The organism is Brevibacterium permense (assembly GCF_013280495.1).
Classification (GTDB): Bacteria; Actinomycetota; Actinomycetes; order Actinomycetales; family Brevibacteriaceae; genus Brevibacterium; species Brevibacterium permense.
In genome coordinates this window covers 22922-40663 of the sequence record NZ_JABSSX010000002.1, presented here as the reverse complement: position 1 = coordinate 40663, position 17742 = coordinate 22922, and the positions used below count along the sequence as shown (strand labels likewise).

The following is a 17742-nucleotide window of genomic DNA, read 5'->3' as shown; positions in this document are numbered from 1 at the left end:
GTCAACGGCCCGTTCCCAGCCCTAAGGAGCCAGCATGTCCGCACCGTCCGACCTCTCGTCCAAACTGGACGAAGCCTCCGCTGCATACGAGGAATTCGCCTCGCGCGGTCTCTCGCTCGATATCACACGGGGCAAGCCGGCCCCGGAGCAGCTCGACCTCGCTGCCGGTCTGCTGACTGCGGTCAGCGGCGACGACTTCCGCTCTCCCGGTGGTGTCGACACCCGCAACTACGGCGGACTCGACGGACTCATCGAACTGCGGGAGATCTTCGCTCCGCTGCTCAAGGTTCCGGCCGACCAGCTGCTGGCCGGCGGCAATGCCTCGCTGACCTTCATGGCCCAGGCCCTGACCTTCGCCCTCATGCACGGCACGGCCGTCGATGATCGCCCGTGGGGGCAGGGTCCGCATAAGCTGCTGTGCCCCGTGCCCGGTTACGACCGCCATTTCACCCTGGCCGAATCCCTCGGGTTCGAGCTGTTGACCATCCCGATGGATGACGAGGGCCCGATCATCTCCGAGGCGCAGCGTCTGGCCGAGGATCCGGCGGTCAAGGGCATGTGGCTGGTGCCGATGTATTCCAACCCGACGGGAATCACGGTCACCGAAGCGCGGGCACGGGAGCTGGCTGCCATGCCGACGGCGGCGCCCGACTTCACTCTGCTGTGGGACAACGCCTACGGGGTGCACCATCTGCGAGAGGACCATCCGGACAATCTCGACATCCTCTCACTCTGCGCAGAGGCGGGTCATCCCGAACGTGCATGGGTCTTCGCCTCGACGTCGAAGATCACTCATGCCGGGGCCGGTGTGTCGTTCTTCGCCGGGGGCCCGGCCACGGTCGATTGGATGCGAGCGAACCTCGGGAAGGTCGCGATCGGTCCCGATAAGATCAACCAGCTGCGCCATGTCCGGTTCTTCTCCGACTCGGCCGGGGTCGAAGCGCATATGCGCAAGCATGCCGAGATCGTCGCACCGAAATTCGATGCGGTGCTCAAGGCGCTCGAGGACGGACTCGGAGCGGAAGAGCTGGCGCAGTGGACCTCACCGGACGGCGGGTACTTCATCACTCTGACGACGATGGAGGGCATCGCCGATCGCGTCGTCAAACTCGCAGGGGAAGCCGGAGTGAAGCTGACTCCTGCCGGTGCCACTCACCCGTACGGTCTCGACCCGCACAACAACATCATCCGCATCGCGCCGACGATGCCGACCCTCGATGAGGTCGAGCTCGCCGCTCAGGGCCTCGTGGCGTGTGTGCGCCTGGCCAGCTATGAGAAGCTGCTCGCCGGCTGACACTCGAACGCGGCCTGCACACTGAGACAGGTCCGCCCCGAACCGAAGGGTTCGGGGCGGACCTGTCTGTACCGGGGCGTCGGATCAGTATTCGTAGAATCCGCGTCCGGACTTCACACCGAGCAGGCCGGCATCGACCATGCGCGACAGCAGGATCGGAGGCTTGTTCGCCGGGTCACCGGTCTCCTCATACATGCTCTCTGCTGCATAGAGGCAGGTGTCGAGACCGACGAGGTCGGCCAGCTTGATCGGCCCCATCGGATGGGCGCAGCCGCCGACCATTCCCGCGTCGATGTCCTCCTTCGTCGCATGTCCGGCCTCGAGCATCCGGACCGCGCTGAGCAGGTACGGGATGAGCAGGGCATTGACGATGAAACCGGGACGGTCATCGGCTTGGATCGGATTCTTCCCGAGCGCATCGGCGACGAAGGACGTCACGGTGCTGCGGACATCCTCGGCGGTGAGCACCGAGGAGACGATCTCGACGAGCGGCTGGACCGGTGCGGGGTTGAAGAAGTGCACTCCCAGCACGCGTTCGGGGCGCGAGGTCGCCTGTGCGAATCGGATGATCGGCATCGACGAGGTGTTCGAGGCCAGGATCGCTTCCGGGTCGGTGACGACCTGGTCGAGCTCGGCGAAGATCGACTTCTTGATGTCCTCGTTCTCACTGGCTGCCTCGATGACGAGCTGACGATCGGCGAGATCGCTGATGTCGGTGGTGAACCGCAGTCGGCCGAGCGCCTCGTCGCGGGCGGCGGCATCGAGTTTGCCCTTGTCCACTGCGCGAGCCAGGGATTTTTCGATGCGGGCACGACCGGCGGCCGAGGCCTCTTCGTTGATCTCGCGGACGATGACGTCGAGACCGGACTTCGCCAGCACCTCGGCGATTCCGGCTCCCATGAGTCCGCTGCCGATGACGGCGGTGCGCTGGATGCTCATAAACTTCTCCTTCTTGGTCTATCTGGTCGGTCGGGTGCGAATGACTCGGCTCAGGGCATTCGGGCGAGGAACCAGTCGGCCGAGCGGATGGCTTTCATGGCCTCCCGCCGGCGTTCCCCGGGCAGAGTCTGGATGTAGACCTGCCCGTCGAGGTGCCCCACCTCGTGTTGGAGCATCTGGGCGAAGACTTCCGTGCCTTCGATCTCGATCGGCTGATTCTTCGCATCCACCCCTCGTACCCGAGCGAATTCGTAGCGGGGGGTGGGGAAGAACAGCCCGGGGACGGACAGGCAGCCTTCTTCGATATCACGCAGCTGCCCGCTGAGCTCGACGATCTCCGGGTTGATGACATATCCCGTGCGACCGTCGAGGTCGTAGCCGAAGGCTCGCAAGCCGACACCGATCTGCGGAGCGGCGACGGCCGCACGGCCCTCGGGCCGTGCGGTGTCGACGAGGTCGGCGGCCAGAGCTTCGACGTGGTCATCGAAGGCTGTCACCGGTTCGCACTTGCTGCGGAGCACGGGGTCGCCCCACAGTCGGATCTCGCGTTCAGGCATCGATCACCACGACGAGGTCTCCGCCTTCGAGCTGCTGGACATCGGCGATGGCCACACGGGAGACGGTTCCAGCCGTCTGGGTTGTGATCGTCGCTTCCATCTTCATCGCCTCGATGGTGGCTACGGTGTCGCCGACGGAGACCTTGTCGCCCTCGTGGACCTGCATGGTCACAACTCCGGCGAACGGGCTGCCGACGTGTCCGCTGTTGTTCGGGTCGGCCTTCTCCGCTGTCTTGACTTCGCTTTCGACGGAGCGGTCTCGCACCTGCAGCGGACGCAGCTGCCCGTTGAGGGTGAACATGACCGAACGCATCCCGCGCTCGTCAGTGCCGCCGATGGCCTGGACGCCGATGAGCAGGTTCTTGCCCTTCGCCAGCTCGACGGCATGCTCTTCGCCGCTGGTGAGGCCGTAGAGGTACTCCGAGGTCTCGACGACGGAGAGGTCGCCGTAGTTCGAGCGCATCGACTGGAATTCCTTCGTCGGACCGGGGAACAGCAGCTCGTTGAGCTTGTCCTTCCGGTCCCGGCCCGGCGTCTGCAGTGCTTCGGCATCCGCAGGTTCGAGATGCTCGGTGAGCGGCTTGGCGGAACGGCCGGCGAGGGCTTTCGTGCGGAACGGCTCGGGCCATCCGCCCGGAGGGTCACCGAGGTCGCCGTTGAGGAACCCGATCACCGAATCGGGAATGTCGAACTTGTCGGGGTTCTCCGCGAACTCCTCCGGCGCGACTCCGGCGCCGACGAGGTGAAGCGCCAGATCGCCGACAACCTTCGAGGACGGGGTGACCTTGACGAGGTGGCCGAGAATCGAATCGGCGGCCGCATACATGTGCTCGATGTCCTCGAACCGCTCCCCCAGGCCCAGTGCGACGGCCTGCTGACGCAGGTTCGACAGCTGTCCGCCGGGGATCTCGTGACGGTAGACGCGGCCGGTCGGTCCGGCGAGCCCGGACTCGAACGGTGCGTAGAGCTTGCGCACCGACTCCCAATACGGTTCGAGGTCGCTGACGGCGTCGAGGCTGATGCCGGTGTCACGCTCGGTGTTTTCGAATGCGGCGACGAGCGCGGAGAGACTCGGCTGGCTTGTGGTTCCGGCCATGGCTGCCGAGGCGGCATCGACGGCATCGGCACCGGCGGCGGCAGCAGCATAGAGGGTGGCCAGCTGTCCGCCCGCAGTGTCGTGGGTGTGGACGTGGACGGGCAGGTCGAAGTTCTCCCGCAGAGCAGTCACGAGCTTGACCGTGGCTGCCGGGCGCAGCAGGCCGGCCATGTCCTTGATGGCGAGCACATGCGCTCCGGCGTCGACGATCTGTTCGGCCAAGCGCAGGTAGTAGTCGAGCGTGTAGAGCTCTTCCTTCGGATCAAGGATGTCCGAGGTGTAGCACAGGGCCACCTCGGCCAGTGCCGTGTTCGTTCCGCGCACGGCCTCGATCGCCGGACGCATCTGCTCGACGTCGTTGAGAGCGTCGAAGATGCGGAAGATGTCGATACCCGTGCGGGCCGCTTCGTCGACGAATGCGTCGGTGACCTCGGTCGGGTACGGGGTGTAGCCGACGGTGTTGCGTCCGCGCAGAAGCATCTGCAGGTTGATGTTGGGCACCGCGGTGCGCAGGGCTTCGAGACGTTCCCATGGATCCTCGCCGAGGAAGCGCAGCGCCACGTCATAGGTCGCACCGCCCCAGGCTTCGATGCTCAGCAGTTCGGGTGTCATCCGGGAGACGTGTCCTGCCACGGCCAGCAGGTCTCGGGTGCGCACACGGGTGGCCAGCAGGGACTGGTGGGCGTCGCGGAACGTCGTATCCGTGACGGCCAGGGAGCTCTGCTCACGCAGGGCGCGGGCGAAGCCCTCCGGTCCGAGCTCGGCGAGACGGTCGCGGCTGCCCGCTGCGGGTGCCGCGGAGAGGTCGATGCTCGGGAGCTTGTCGCCCGGACGGATGCGCAGGCCCGGTTCGCCGTGGGGGCGGTTGACCGTGACATCGGCGAGGTAGTCGAGCAGCTTCGAGCCGCGGTCGGCGCTCACTCGAGCGTCGAAGAGCTGCGGACGTTCTTCGATGAACGACGTGGACAGGTCTCCGGCGACGAATGCAGGATCGTCGAGGACGGCCTGCAGGAAGCCGATGTTCGACGATACGCCGCGGATGCGGAACTCAGCCAGGGCGCGCTTGGCACGGCCGACGGCCTGAGCGAAGTCGCGGCCGCGGCACGAGAGCTTCACGAGCATCGAGTCGAAGTGGGGGCTGACGGCAGCACCGGCGTGGACAGTTCCGCCGTCGAGGCGCACACCTGCGCCACCGGCAGAGCGGTAGGCAGTGATCGTGCCGGTGTCGGGGCGGAACGAGTTCGCGGGATCCTCGGTGGTGATGCGGCACTGGAGTGCGGCGCCCTTGATCCGCATCTCGTCCTGGCGCAGGCCGATCTCTTCGAGGGTGGCCCCGGCGGCGATGCGCATCTGCGAAGCCACGATGTCGACATCGGTGATCTCTTCGGTCACAGTGTGTTCGACCTGGACACGCGGGTTCATTTCGATGAACACGTGCTTGCCGGCGCGCGGCCCGTCGGTTTCGAGGAGGAATTCCACGGTGCCGGCGTTCTGGTAGCCCAGCGCCTTTGCGAACTTCAGGGCATCTGCGTGCAGGGCGGCCGCGATCTCGGAATCGAGGTTCGGGGCCGGAGCGATCTCCACGACCTTCTGGTGGCGGCGCTGCACGGAGCAGTCGCGTTCGAAGAGGTGGATGGCGTTCGAGTCATTGTCGGCCAGCACCTGGACCTCGATGTGACGGGGGCGCTGCACCGCCTGCTCGATGAAGACCGTAGGATCGCCGAAGGCGCCTTCGGCTTCGCGCATGGCGGCCTTGAGAGCATCCTCGAGGTCGGAGGCCTGAGCCACACGACGCATTCCGCGACCACCGCCGCCGGCGACGGCCTTGACGAAGAGGGGGTATTCCATCGATTCGGCATCGGCGAGCAGCTGTGCGATATCGGCCGACGGACGTGTTGAGTCGAGGACCGGGATGCCCGCATTGCGTGCTGCCGCCAGCGCCTGGACCTTGTTTCCGGCCAGTTCGAGCACATCGGCTTTGGGCCCGATGAAGGTGATGCCCGCTTCGGCACAGGCACGTGCCAGATCGGGGTTCTCAGAGAGGAAGCCGTATCCGGGGTAGATGGCGTCGGCGCCGCTCTCCTTCGCCACCCGCAGGATCTCTTCGACGCTGAGGTACGCGCGGACGGGATGACCCTCCTCACCGATCATGTAGGCTTCGTCGGCCTTCATGCGGTGTTCCGAGTTGCGGTCCTCATACGGGAAGACTGCGACGGTGGAGGCTCCGAGCTCATAGGCGGCACGGAACGCGCGGACGGCGATCTCTCCGCGGTTGGCCACGAGGACTTTAGAGAACATAGGTGTCTCTCACTTCTGTATCGGCCGCACTGGGCGACTGGTCGACAAGCTGTCGGGAACATACTCTACAAGTGACCTGGAACACCCCTGCGCCCGGGGGTCGACTTTGGACTAAGACGTGAGTCTCGGCGTGGTCGGCACGGCTCGGCAGCCGCCGATACGTTAACGTAGGAGGGTGCTTGTCCTAAGTATCAGCAGCCTCAAAGGCGGAGTCGGTAAGACATCCGTGACGCTCGGTCTGGCCTCGGCGGCCTACAACAGGGGGATTCCCACCCTGGTCGTCGACATGGACCCGCAGGCGGACTCGTCGACCGGCCTCGATGTGCCGACCTCGACGCGTGTCGACATCGCCGATGTGCTCGCTGCTCCGAAGTCCCAGAAGATCCTGTCCGAGGCGATCATCCCCTCCGGGTGGGTCGGTGACAGGCTCGGCCACCTCGATGTGATCTCCGGATCTCCGCGTGCCGCGGAATTCGATCGGCCTTCGCTGTCCGAGCGCTATCTGCGCCGGCTCGAAGATGCCCTGACTCGCATCGCGAAAGGCTACCGACTCGTCCTCATCGACTGTCCGCCCAGCCTCAACGGTCTCACCCGTACGGCGTGGACAGCGAGCAACCGAGTCGCGGTCGTCACCGAGCCCAGCCTGTTCTCCGTGGCAGCTGCCGACCGTGCCCTGCGGGCGACGGACGAACTGCGGCAGCGTGGCGCCTCCGATCTGCAGCCGCTCGGCCTGGTCGTCAATCGGGTGCGTGCCGGTTCGACCGAACATGACTATCGCATCCAGGAGATGCGTGAGATGTTCGGTCCACTCGTCCTCAATCCGCCTTTGGCCGAACGGGCCGTCATGCAGCAGGCTCAGGGATCGGCACGTCCGATCCACTCCTGGCCGGGTAAACCCGCCGAAGAAGTCGCCGGCTCATTCGACGCTCTGCTCGAACGTGCACTCCGCTCGGAGAATATCCGCGGTCGGCGCGGTGCCGCCCCGACGAAGAACGACGCTCAGCAGCCCGAGAAGAAGTGAACGACTAGCTGCCGCTCCCCCAGCATCACGTCGACTGCCGTCGCGGACTCAGGTTCGCGACGGCAGTTCTCTGTTCTCGGGCACCACGGACTCATTCGAGGGAACTCTGCACCGAGCCTTTCCGTTCCATACGACAACCGAGGCGGTCCGCTCGAACTGAGCGGACCGCCTCGGTGGTGGTGTGAGTACTCTGTCGGCTGTCAGCCGGACTTGCGTGCGCGACGGGCGGCGAGCTCATCCATGGCTTCAAGGGCCGCATCGTCTTCGGGGACTCGTTCGCTCGGGAACTCCGACAGCGAGCCTTCGACTTCGTTCCAGACGCGGCCGACGGCGATGCCGAAGACGCCCTGTCCGCCCTGGAGGAGGTCGACGACCTCATCGGGCGAGGTGCATTCGAAGACGCTGGCACCATCGGACATGAGAGTGATCTGAGAGAGATCGTCGACGCCGCGGGAACGCAGGTGCTCAACCGCTGTGCGGATCGACTGCAGTCCGACGCCGGTGTCGAGGAGTCGCTTGACGATCTTGAGGACGAGGATGTCACGGAAGCTGTAGAGCCGCTGGCTGCCGGATCCGGTCGCATTGCGGATCGACGGGGTCACCAGATCGGTGCGCGCCCAGTAGTCGAGGCGACGGTAGCTGATGCCGACGACCTTGCAGACGGTGGGACCGCGGTAGCCGGCCTCTTCATCGAGTACGGGCAGATCATCATCGAACAGCAGCCCTTGGGCTGCTGACGGCATCGGCGTCATGTCGACGCTTTCATGACTTGAGCGGTTCACACCGACTCCTCCTTAAAGTCCCTGGGGGAAGCGAAGGTCGCTTGGAAGGACCGAGAACATAGTCATTCTAGCCCTCTTCCCAGCGAACCTACAGTGGGATTCAACAACTCCAAGTTATTCTGCCGTCCCGGCCAGGACAAACACCTCGAGGTAACAATTTCCGCGTGTCGCCGTTACCGCAGTATTCGAACATGTCGCATGGATGTCATTCAGGCGACCAGGAGCAGGACGAGTCGGGACCGTCGGGCCTAGTTCGACGAGCTTTCGCCGTCAGATTTCGACTCATCCCGGCTCGGAGGGTCCGCCTTCTTCGGCTTGGCGCTCGTCAGCAGCTTGGTCTTGACCGTCGACGCATAGGTGTCGACGTATTCCTGCCCGGACAGGCGCATGATCTCGTACATGATCTCGTCGGTGACCGACCGCAGCATGAAACGGTCGACGGGAAGACCTGCATATTTCGAGAAGTCCATCGGTGCGCCGAAGACGACTCCGACACGCCGGAGCTTGGGAACGAGGCGACCGGCAGGCTGCAGCTTGTCCGTGCCGATGATCGCCACGGGAACCACAGGCGCGCCTGACTCGAGGACGAGACGCGCAATGCCGGTGCGTCCGCGATAGAGCTTTCCGTCGGGCGAACGCGTGCCTTCGGGATAGATGCCCAGTGAATTCCCCTCACGGAGGACCTTCAGACCCGACTCGAGCGAAGCCTGAGATCCCGATCCGCCTCCGCGATCCATTGGGAGCTGATTGTTGAGCTTGAAGAACCACCGAGTCACCGCACCCTTGATTCCGCGACCGGTGAAGTAGTCCTTCTTCGCCAGATAGACGACGGGACGCGGAGCGAGCAGCGGAACGAAGATCGAGTCCATGAAGTGGTTGTGATTTCCTGCGATGATCGCCGGGCCCTCGGACGGCAGATTGTCCAGGCCCCGCACCCACGGACGGAAGAGGATCCGCAGAATGGGTCCGGCGAGGACTCGCTTGAGAAACCAGTAGAACACGCGCACCCTTCCGACTACGACTCTTTGTCGTCCTCGGCAATCATATATCGACACGAACGGTGAACAGCGAAGTCCGTCGCGGACTCATCCGTGCCATGCTGGGAGCATGGAGATCGATTTCACACTCGGGGCGGATCCGACGGCCGCCTATCGCAGCCTCGACGGCGGTTCAGCCTCGGCGGTTCTCTTTCTGCACGGACTCATCGGTTCGCCCGTCTCCTGGGTGCCGATCGCCCGCGCGATCGCGGCGGAGGGCATCGACGTCAGCGTCCCCCAACTGCCCGGTCACGGCACCTCTTGGCAGGACATGGACGCTACGGGATGGTCCGATTGGCTCGGCGAGGCGCGCACAGAGCTGGGTCGGCTGCAGGCCGACCACGAGCGTGTCGTCGTCGCCGGGCTGTCGATGGGTGGGGCCCTGGCACTCGCCCTGGCGGCGTCAGAGGGCGCACCCGACGAGATCGTCGTGGTCAATCCTGCTCTCTACATCGACTCTCCCTTCGCTCCCCTGCTGCCGGTGCTCAGGCACGTCGTGCGCACGATTCCGTCGATCGGCGGCGACATCGCCCACCCGGACCGCGATGAGTACGCCTATGAACGGACACCGGTGGCGCCCCTGGCGACGTTCCATCGTGCGCTGCGGACACTGCGCGACGATCTGTGGAAAGTCACCTGTCCCGTCACGGCCATGATCTCCGGTGAGGACAATGTCGTGAGTCCGCGAACGCTGCGTGCGCTGCGATCGGACCTTCCGCACCCGCCGAAGATCGTCGCCCTCCGCCGGTCCCGCCATGTGGCGACTCTTGATTTCGATGCGAACACCATCGCCGAGGCGGTCCTGCAGGTGGTCTCCACCGAAACGACCGTGCCCTGTCAGCCCGAGGCGGGGGAATAGCTGAGGCCGCGGAATTGCTGATTCAGGTATGAACGACGAGGGCACCGCTTCGACTCCCGACGACGAGGGCCGGGAGGACTGGCGACGAGACGTTCCCGATCCGGAGAGGATCGGGCACGACCGCTCGCGCATCAGCGACGAGGACTGGGACGACCTCGTCCGGCAGATCGCAGAACCCTCGGCGACGATGGGTGATATGCCCGCCGAGGATGTTCGCGACGCCCTCGAGGACACCGAGCATTGGGAGCGCGAACCGGCGGAGCCGATCGGGTGGCGCACCGCTTCGCCCACCCTGGTGCTGTCCTGGGCCGCGGCTCTCGGCGCGGTCGTGCTCCTGCTCATCGGCGTGATCTTCTTCAGGCCGCTGCCCGGGTGGTACCTGCTCATCGGGCTGGCCGTCGGCATCGGCGGCGCGGTCGGTCTGTTCTTCCATCTGCCGAGCCACCGTTCCGCCGACGACGGCGACGGATCCTCGGTGTGAGCGATGCTGACCGCTTCGTGTCAGCGGCACCTGAGAGACTGGGCATCATGACCGTCCCCTTCGACCGCGCACCCAGCGCACTGCACAACACTCAGCTGTCCTTCGACAGCCTCGGAACTCCCCTGTCCGACGTCACCTTCGTCATCGTCGACCTCGAAACGACAGGCACCCGAGCCGGGCAGTCGGAGATCACCGAGATCGGCGCGGTCAAGACGCGCGGCGGTGAGGTCATCGGCGAGTTCCAGACCCTGGTCAAACCGGAACACTCCGTGATCAGCCCGTTCGTGGCCCGGCTCACCGGCATCACTCATGCGATGGTCGATGATGCACCCCCGATCAGCTCGGTTCTGCCGAGTTTCCTGGAATTCTCCGTCGGTGCGGTGCTGGTGGCACACAATGCGCCCTTCGACATCGGATTCCTCCGCTCGGCCTGCGAACGCCTCGACTACCACTGGCCTGCGCCCACAGTCCTCGATACCGTCACGCTGTCCCGGCGCGTCGTCGGCCGCGATGAAGTGCGCAACCACAAACTCTCGACGCTCGCCGCTCATTTCGGCACTCAGGTCGAGCCCGATCACCGTGCGCTCTCCGACGCGCGGGCCACCGGCGAGCTCCTCCACCACCTGTTCGAACGATTCGGCGGCTACGGTGTGACGACGCTTGAGGAGCTGTCGACCGTCAGACAGTCGGGGTGGGCGAAGCGACAGGCGAAATCCCATCTGGCCAAGGACGTCCCCCCGGAGCCCGGCGTCTACATGTTCCTCGATGGCACTCGCCGTGTGCTCTACATCGGGAAGTCCGGAAATATGGCCAGGCGAGTGCGCGGGTACTTCAACGCCTCGGAGAACCGTGGCCGCATGGCCGAGATGATCACCGCGGCACAGGAGGTCAGCTGCCTGCCCTGCGCCCACGCGCTGGAAGCCGAAGTCCGCGAGATCCGTCTCATCGGAGAGCTGGCGCCGCCGTACAACCGACGGTCGAAGAACCCGGAACGCAATTCGTGGATCGTGCTCAGCGATGAGCTCTTCCCCCGACTGTCGGTGGTTCGGGCGAACTCGGCGCTCGAACGCTCCCCCGCACCGCCGCTGGGACCGTTCCGGTCACGGAAGTCGGCACAAGCTGTCAAGGAACTCCTCGACACCCTCTACCCGGTCAAGAGGTGCACGGCGACGATCACGCAGCGCAGCCTCGGCGAACATCGTCCCTGTGTAAGTGCGCAGGTGGGTCAGTGCGGCGGTCCCTGCGCTGGGATCACCGATGTCGATGATTATCGGAGTTCGATCCGCGAACTCTTCGCCCTGCTCGGTGGGGACCTGTCCTCACTGCAGCGCTTGGCCGCTGAGCGGATGCAGCGACTGTCCGGAGAAGCCCGGTTCGAAACGGCCGCCGAGGTCCGGGACGCGATGCGTTCGGCGGTGTCCACCGCGGCGCGGGCCGAACAGGTCACGGCACTGCGGAGAGTTCCCGAACTGATTGCGGCGGCCCCCGGTTTCGACTCAGGCTGGGACCTGGCGATCATCCGCCACGGGAAACTCGCCGGTGCCGGCCATGTGTCGACCAGGCAGGCCATGGGAGATTCCCTGTCGGCGCTGCATTCGACGGCCGAATGGGTCCCTGCCCCCGGAGCGCTGCCGCAGGAGACAGACTCGCTTGCGGAGGAGTCGCGTTTGCTGGCCGGCTGGCTGGAGACCGCCGAGCTCGTCTCCGTGACTCCCTCAGGCGTTCATGGCTGGTCGCTGCCCCGACAGGGAGCGACCAGCCATGCACACAGCTCAGGAGCGGTTCGTCTCAGCGACTCTGTGTGAGACGTCGATGAGCTGCTGAAGCTTGTTCGCGCCGCCCCCGCTGTCGATCGTCTCCACCGCAGTCTCGAGCTTGAGGGCCAAACGCTCAGTGAAGGTGCCCGCAGCCGACTCGTCGGCGGCGACGAGAGCCGCCGCGGCGTTGATGGCCACGATGTCGCGCACTGCCGATCGTTCGCCGTCGAGGACCGCGCGCGTGATAGCCGCGTTCTCATTCGGACCGCCGCCGCGCAGATCGTCCTTCGTCGCCCGCTCGATGCCGAGGTCGAGGGCGTCGAACGTCGTGTGTTCGATCTCGCCGTGACGGACTTCCCAGACATCGTTGACATCGGTGTTGCTCAGCTCGTCGAGACCGTCACGCGACCGGAACACCACGGCCTGGTGTCCGCGCTTGGCCAGCGTGCCGACGACGAGCGGGGCCATCTGGGCATCGGCGACGCCGATGGCCGTATGCCTGGCCCGAGCCGGGTTCGTCAGGGGGCCGAGGATATTGAACGCGGTGGGGACGTTGATCTGACGCCGCACAGCGGCGACGAACTGCATCGACGGGTGGAACACGTTGGCGAAGCAGAAGGCCAGCCCGACCTCGTGGGCGATCTGACCGGTCTGCTCGGGTGTGATGTCGAATCGCACGCCGAGTGCTTCGAGCACATCCGCTGAACCCGACGCCGAGGATGTTGCGCGGTTGCCGTGTTTGACGACCCGCTGTCCGGCCGCGGAGATGATCATGGCCGCAGTCGAGGAGATGTTCGCCGTCTTCGCGCGGTCGCCTCCGGTACCGACGATGTCGACGGAGTCTTCGAGACCGGGCAGGGGAACGGCATGGTCCATCATCGCGGCCACGAGACCGGCGATCTCCTCGACCGTCTCCCCCTTCGTATGGTGCGCGGCGAGAAATGCGGCCATTGTCACATCCGCGGTCTTGCCGGACATGATCTGATCCATCGCCCAAGCCGCCTGAACGCCGTCGAGGTCCTGCTGGTGCATGAGAGCCATAAGCAGGTCGGGCCAGTTCACATCGGCCGCCGGAACCGTGGTGCTGGCCTCGGAAGCGAGGGCTGCCGTGGTGGTCATGGGCGTGGAATCGGTCATCCGTTTGAACTCTCACTAGGCGTTGCCGCCGCCCCGTTGCATGGGGCGGACCTTACCTGCGGCATACTATCGCGACTTCGACACGCGGGTGGAAGGTGCTTCCGAATCGAGATTTCGGCACCAAATCGCGGTTTTTGCTACGTCGTGTAGAAATTTCTTTCTCGAAACCTGGGTAAAAGATGAAAACTCACCCCGAGACGGGTAATAATGGGGGTGTGTCAACTGCCACTGCATCTCAAACAGCGCCAGCACATCCGGTTGTCAATCGTCCGAATGTGACCACGGTGGGCTTCATCGTGTTCCTCGCGAGCGACCTGATGTTCTTTGCCGCGCTCTTCGCCATGTACTTCACCCTCCGGTCAGTCGTTCCGGAGCTGTGGGAAGCGAGGACTCCCGTCCTCAACATTCCCTATGCTCTCGGCAACACGTTGATCCTGGTGTCGTCTTCGTTCACCTGTCAGATAGGTGTGTTCGCAGCCGAGCGGTTCCGCCCTCGACGAACCGGGTCCCTGTTCAATATCGCCAAATGGGGAATGATCGAGTGGTTCTACCTCACCTTCGCTCTGGGTGCGATCTTCGTCTCGGGCCAGGTCATGGAGTACGCGACCCTTGTCAGCGAAGGCATCTCAATCAGCTCTGACGGTTATGGTTCCGTCTTCTACCTCACCACGGGCTTCCACGGCATTCACGTGACCATCGGACTCATCTGCTTCCTGCTCGTCATCGGACGTGCCTACGGAGCCAAGAAGTTCGGTCAGCATGAAGCCACATTCGCAATCTGCGTGTCCTACTACTGGCACTTCGTTGATGTCGTCTGGATCGGTCTGTTCGGCATCATCTACCTGCTCCAGTAGCCGGCCTGTGATGCCCGGCACTCACGACACCCAACACTTCAAGCAAAGGACGATCAAGTGAAGCTATTAGCAGATCGCCGCAGACACCCTATGGCGCTGGTCGCGCTGCTGCTCGTGGGGCTGCTGCTGACCGGCGGCGCCTATGCACTTTTTACACAGACCTCGAGCGCCAAGGCGGACACAGCCAGCGCCTCTGATATCGAAGAAGGCAAGAAGCTCTTCCTGGCGAATTGCGCAACCTGTCATGGACTGAACGCCGAAGGGTCGAAGGCCGGCCCCGGACTCATCGGCGTCGGCGCCGCTGCTGTGGACTTCCAGGTCGGCACCGGACGCATGCCGCTGCAGGCCAACGGACCGCAGGCTCGTGTCAAGGAACCGCAGTTCGACGAAGAGCAGACTGCTCAGCTCGCCGCTTATGTTGCTTCGCTCGGCCCCGGGCCGGCAGTCCCGGAAGACGAGTACCTTGATGCTTCGAAGGGTGACCCCGCTGCCGGCGGCGGTCTGTTCCGCACCAACTGCGCCATGTGCCACAACGTAGTCGGCTCCGGCGGTGCACTGACCCGCGGCAAGTACGCACCGAATCTGTCCGAAGTCTCTGAGAAGTACCTCTACGAAGCGATGCAGACCGGCCCGCAGAACATGCCGATCTTCAACGATGCGAACCTGACTCCTGAAGACAAGCGCGATGTCATCGCTTACGTCCGGGAAGTCTCGGACAACCCCTCCCCCGGCGGATTCAAGCTCGGATCACTGGGTCCAGTCGCAGAGGGCCTGTTCATATGGTTCTTCGGACTTGCTGCCGTCATCGGCCTGACAGTGTGGCTGTCATCCAGAGCCAAGTGAGTCAGGCAGTGTCGTTCACCATCAACTACGAGAATAGACGGGGAATTCAATGACCTCGAAAGAGCACTCCGGCGGCGGCAGCCAGCTCGAGGAGTTGAACGGGTTCACTAACCCTGGGTTGCCCGAGCACAAACCGCGCCTTGCCGACTCGGATCCTCGCGCCGAGAAGATCGCCGAACGACAGGTGGCAGCCTGGTTCATCCTTTCGATGATCGGAACCATCTGGTTCATCGTGGCGTACTTCCTGTTCACCCCCGGCGAATCGATGCAGAGCATCCGCCTCCACAACATGTTCGTCGGTCTAGGTGCCGCTGTCGCGATGTTCTCCATCGGATTCGGTGCCGTGCTCTGGGCCAAGAATCTCATGAGCGATCACGAGGGCATCGACGAACGCCACGACATCGGCGGCAGCGAAGAGGACCAAGCTATTGCGCTCGAGATCCTCCACCAAGCCAAGGAGGAGTCTGGCATCGCCCGTCGTCCCCTGCTGCGCAACACGCTCATCGCCGCACTGGCGATCGCACCGCTGCCCGCGGTCCTCGTCTTCCGAGACTTGGGTCCGCTGCCGGGCGACAAGATGTTCAACACGCTGTGGCAGAAGGGCACACGCCTCATTCGTGATGTCGGCGGAATCCCTTCGGTTGACTCGGAGCGCCCGATCAAGGCAGACGAAGTCACGATCGGTTCGGCCTACCACGTCCTGCCTTCGGGCATCGGCGATGAGGAGGCGGCCGAGCACCCGCTGAACGAGAAGGCCAAAGCCGCTGTGCTGCTCATGCGCATCGATCCCAAGCAGCTCAAAGAAGATCCGGACCGCAAGGACTGGTCGCACGACGGAATCGTCGCCTACTCGAAGATCTGCACGCATGTCGGTTGCCCGGTGGCACTGTACGAGCACCAAACGCACCACCTTCTGTGCCCCTGCCACCAGTCGACGTTTGACGTGACGGAACACTGCAAGGTCATCTTCGGACCGGCCAAACGACCGCTTCCTCAGCTGCCTATCACAGTGGACAGCGAAGGCTACCTGGTTGCCCAGTCGGACTTCCCTGAGCCTGTCGGACCTACGTTCTGGGAGATCAACAACCGATGAGAACTACTCAGCCAACCACCACCATCGGGAAGGCCGCAAGCTTCGCCGAATCCCGCGTCGGGGCATCGGTCCTCGTCCGCGAGTTCGGTCGCAAGATCTTCCCTTCTCACTGGTCATTCATGCTCGGCGAGGTCGCTCTATACAGCTTCATCATCGTCGTATTGTCCGGAACGTTCCTTACGTTCTTCTTTCAGCCCGCCATGGGCGAGCTGCGCTACGAAGGACCTTGGCTTCCGCTACGGGGTGTCGAGATCTCCGAGGCCTACGATTCCACGCTAGCGATCTCATTGGAGATACGCGGTGGTCTGTTCATCCGACAGATGCACCACTGGGGCGCCCTGTTGTTCGTCGCTGCATTGAGCGTTCATATGCTTCGCGTGTTCTTCACTGGAGCATTCCGCCGTCCTCGCGAACTCAACTGGATCGTCGGTGTTCTGCTCGTCATCATGGGTATGGCTGCCGGCTTCACCGGATATTCTCTCCCTGATGATCTCCTATCCGGCAACGGCCTACGAATCATCGACGGCATCCTCAAGTCGCTGCCGCTCGTCGGAACCTACATCTCGTTCTTCCTCTTCGGCGGCGAGTTCCCGGGCATCGACATCGTGGCCCGTCTGTACACCCTGCACATCATGATCGTGCCGGCCCTGCTGATCGCTCTCATCGGCATCCACCTGATGTTCGTTGTCGTGCACAAACACACCCAGTACCCGGGAGCGGGAAACACCGAGAAGAATGTGGTCGGAGAACCGGTCCTGCCTACCTTCGCGGCGAAGGGTGGAGGATTCTTCTTCCTCATCTTCGGTCTGCTCTCGCTTATCTCGGCTCTGTTCACGATCAACCCGATCTGGAACTACGGTCCCTACGACCCTTCACCGGTCTCGGCCGGCACCCAACCTGACTGGTACATCGGTTGGGCGGACGGATTCCTTCGTATCGTTCCGGGCTGGTTCGAGTTCTATATCTTCGGATGGCCGATCTCGCTCAACATCAACAGCGCCGTGATCGTCATGGGCGGCGTGTTCGCAGTCATGTTCATCTACCCGTTCTTCGAGGCATGGCTGCAGAAGGATCATCGGGAACACCACATCCTCGATCGTCCCCGTAACAATCCGACTCGTACCGCCATCGGCGTTGCAGGAATCATCTTCTACTGCAACATGTGGGCGGCTGCATCGGGTGACATCATTGCAGTGTTCTTTCAGATGTCGCTCAACGACATGATCTACATCTTCCGATTCCTATTCTTCTTCGGACCGATCATCGGTTACATCATTACCAAACGTATGTGTCTCGCGCTTCAGCGCAAGGACCGTGAGATCGCTCTGCACGGACGGGAGACAGCCCAGATCATTCGTCTGCCCCACGGTGAGTTCCTTGAACGCCACGAGGCTCTTCCTCCGCATAAACTGTGGAAGCTTACGGCGTTCGAATCTCCGAGTTACATCCCTGCGGAGCCGAATGCAGAGGGCAAGATCACTGGAACAGAGAAGCTGCGTGCGCGACTCTCTCGGTTCTTCTTTGAAGACCGTGTGGCTCCGGTGACGAAGCAGGAGCTCGAAGCTCCTCACCACAACAACGCTGCCCTCGAGGGTTCGGACAACAAACAGCTCGGACACTGATCGGTCCTTTGATCAGTGTTTCAGGGGCTCAGCGGTTCAACTGCTGAGCCCCTTTCTCTATTCGTTCCTTCG

Annotated in this window: 15 protein-coding genes; 9 read left to right on the top strand and 6 right to left on the bottom strand. The window is 63.7% G+C overall.

Annotated features, from left to right (window positions below; all coding sequences use genetic code 11):
• Positions 1 to 34: 34 nt before the first annotated feature.
• Positions 35 to 1294: an aspartate aminotransferase type Ic gene (locus tag HK353_RS03015; RefSeq protein ID WP_173152181.1), complete on the top strand. Its 1260-nt coding sequence runs from the start codon at positions 35 to 37 to the stop codon at positions 1292 to 1294.
• A gap of 84 nt (positions 1295 to 1378) precedes the next feature.
• On the opposite strand, the gene HK353_RS03010 is transcribed toward HK353_RS03015, so the two are convergent.
• The 3 genes from HK353_RS03010 to HK353_RS03000 are packed head-to-tail and all read right to left on the bottom strand — an operon-like array spanning position 1379 to position 6184.
• Positions 1379 to 2233: a 3-hydroxybutyryl-CoA dehydrogenase gene (locus HK353_RS03010; RefSeq protein ID WP_101544160.1), complete on the bottom strand. Its 855-nt coding sequence runs from the start codon at positions 2231 to 2233 to the stop codon at positions 1379 to 1381.
• 50 nt (positions 2234 to 2283) lie between these two features.
• The gene (locus HK353_RS03005; RefSeq protein WP_173152179.1) at positions 2284 to 2790 is read right to left on the bottom strand and encodes a peptide deformylase; all 507 of its coding nucleotides are present in this window, start codon (positions 2788 to 2790) and stop codon (positions 2284 to 2286) included.
• Positions 2783 to 6184, bottom strand: a complete 3402-nt coding sequence (locus HK353_RS03000; RefSeq protein WP_173152177.1) for a pyruvate carboxylase — start codon at positions 6182 to 6184, stop codon at positions 2783 to 2785. Before HK353_RS03000 ends, HK353_RS03005 begins: the two co-directional genes overlap by 8 nt.
• A 175-nt stretch (positions 6185 to 6359) precedes the next feature.
• Here HK353_RS03000 and HK353_RS02995 point away from each other — a divergent pair, with 175 nt between their 5' ends.
• Entirely contained in the window at positions 6360 to 7205 is an 846-nt protein-coding gene (locus HK353_RS02995; RefSeq protein ID WP_173152175.1) for an AAA family ATPase, read from the top strand.
• 200 nt (positions 7206 to 7405) lie between these two features.
• On the opposite strand, the gene HK353_RS02990 is transcribed toward HK353_RS02995, so the two are convergent.
• Together HK353_RS02990 and HK353_RS02985 are read right to left on the bottom strand one after the other, a co-directional pair.
• Positions 7406 to 7987 carry a MerR family transcriptional regulator gene (locus HK353_RS02990; protein WP_101544153.1) on the bottom strand — a complete coding sequence of 194 codons (582 nt, stop codon included), beginning with the start codon at positions 7985 to 7987 and terminating at the stop codon, positions 7406 to 7408.
• Positions 7988 to 8235: 248 nt separating this feature from the next.
• On the bottom strand, positions 8236 to 8988 hold the full coding sequence (locus HK353_RS02985; protein ID WP_173152173.1) for a 1-acyl-sn-glycerol-3-phosphate acyltransferase: 753 nt from the start codon (positions 8986 to 8988) through the stop codon (positions 8236 to 8238).
• Positions 8989 to 9094: 106 nt separating this feature from the next.
• Here HK353_RS02985 and HK353_RS02980 point away from each other — a divergent pair, with 106 nt between their 5' ends.
• The 3 genes from HK353_RS02980 to HK353_RS02970 are packed head-to-tail and all read left to right on the top strand — an operon-like array spanning position 9095 to position 12169.
• Positions 9095 to 9883, top strand: a complete 789-nt coding sequence (locus HK353_RS02980; protein WP_173152171.1) for an alpha/beta hydrolase — start codon at positions 9095 to 9097, stop codon at positions 9881 to 9883.
• A 28-nt stretch (positions 9884 to 9911) separates the two neighbouring features.
• On the top strand, positions 9912 to 10364 hold the full coding sequence (locus HK353_RS02975) for a YiaA/YiaB family inner membrane protein (protein ID WP_173152169.1): 453 nt from the start codon (positions 9912 to 9914) through the stop codon (positions 10362 to 10364).
• 47 nt (positions 10365 to 10411) lie between these two features.
• Entirely contained in the window at positions 10412 to 12169 is a 1758-nt protein-coding gene (locus tag HK353_RS02970) for a DEDD exonuclease domain-containing protein (protein WP_173152167.1), read from the top strand.
• Here the strand turns inward: HK353_RS02970 and trpD are convergent.
• On the bottom strand, positions 12137 to 13240 hold the full coding sequence (gene trpD / locus HK353_RS02965) for an anthranilate phosphoribosyltransferase (protein ID WP_173153189.1): 1104 nt from the start codon (positions 13238 to 13240) through the stop codon (positions 12137 to 12139). The genes HK353_RS02970 and trpD overlap by 33 nt on opposite strands.
• Positions 13241 to 13437: 197 nt before the next feature.
• Between trpD and ctaE the strand changes: the two genes are divergently transcribed.
• From ctaE to qcrB, 4 genes are read left to right on the top strand one after another with little or no spacing between them, the layout of a single operon-like run.
• Positions 13438 to 14112: an aa3-type cytochrome oxidase subunit III gene (gene ctaE / locus HK353_RS02960; protein ID WP_173152165.1), complete on the top strand. Its 675-nt coding sequence runs from the start codon at positions 13438 to 13440 to the stop codon at positions 14110 to 14112.
• Between the two features lie 57 nt (positions 14113 to 14169).
• Positions 14170 to 14955 carry a cytochrome bc1 complex diheme cytochrome c subunit gene (qcrC, locus tag HK353_RS02955; RefSeq protein WP_173152163.1) on the top strand — a complete coding sequence of 262 codons (786 nt, stop codon included), beginning with the start codon at positions 14170 to 14172 and terminating at the stop codon, positions 14953 to 14955.
• Positions 14956 to 15004: 49 nt separating this feature from the next.
• The gene (qcrA, locus tag HK353_RS02950; protein ID WP_062861641.1) at positions 15005 to 16048 is read left to right on the top strand and encodes a cytochrome bc1 complex Rieske iron-sulfur subunit; all 1044 of its coding nucleotides are present in this window, start codon (positions 15005 to 15007) and stop codon (positions 16046 to 16048) included.
• A complete protein-coding gene (qcrB, locus tag HK353_RS02945) occupies positions 16045 to 17670 on the top strand; it encodes a cytochrome bc1 complex cytochrome b subunit (RefSeq protein WP_062861640.1) in 1626 nt (541 codons plus the stop codon). Before qcrA ends, qcrB begins: the two co-directional genes overlap by 4 nt.
• The last annotated feature ends 72 nt before the right edge of the window (positions 17671 to 17742 follow it).

Coding starts and splice junctions, on each gene's coding strand:
- HK353_RS03010 (WP_101544160.1), bottom strand. CDS start 2,233: ATGAGCATCCAGCGCACCGCCGTCATCGGCAGCGGACTCATGGGAGCC.
- trpD (WP_173153189.1), bottom strand. CDS start 13,240: ATGACCACCACGGCAGCCCTCGCTTCCGAGGCCAGCACCACGGTTCCG.
- qcrA (WP_062861641.1), top strand. CDS start 15,005: ATGACCTCGAAAGAGCACTCCGGCGGCGGCAGCCAGCTCGAGGAGTTG.
- ctaE (WP_173152165.1), top strand. CDS start 13,438: ATGAAAACTCACCCCGAGACGGGTAATAATGGGGGTGTGTCAACTGCC.
- HK353_RS03015 (WP_173152181.1), top strand. CDS start 35: ATGTCCGCACCGTCCGACCTCTCGTCCAAACTGGACGAAGCCTCCGCT.
- HK353_RS03000 (WP_173152177.1), bottom strand. CDS start 6,184: ATGTTCTCTAAAGTCCTCGTGGCCAACCGCGGAGAGATCGCCGTCCGC.
- HK353_RS03005 (WP_173152179.1), bottom strand. CDS start 2,790: ATGCCTGAACGCGAGATCCGACTGTGGGGCGACCCCGTGCTCCGCAGC.
- HK353_RS02975 (WP_173152169.1), top strand. CDS start 9,912: ATGAACGACGAGGGCACCGCTTCGACTCCCGACGACGAGGGCCGGGAG.
- HK353_RS02970 (WP_173152167.1), top strand. CDS start 10,412: ATGACCGTCCCCTTCGACCGCGCACCCAGCGCACTGCACAACACTCAG.
- qcrB (WP_062861640.1), top strand. CDS start 16,045: ATGAGAACTACTCAGCCAACCACCACCATCGGGAAGGCCGCAAGCTTC.
- HK353_RS02980 (WP_173152171.1), top strand. CDS start 9,095: ATGGAGATCGATTTCACACTCGGGGCGGATCCGACGGCCGCCTATCGC.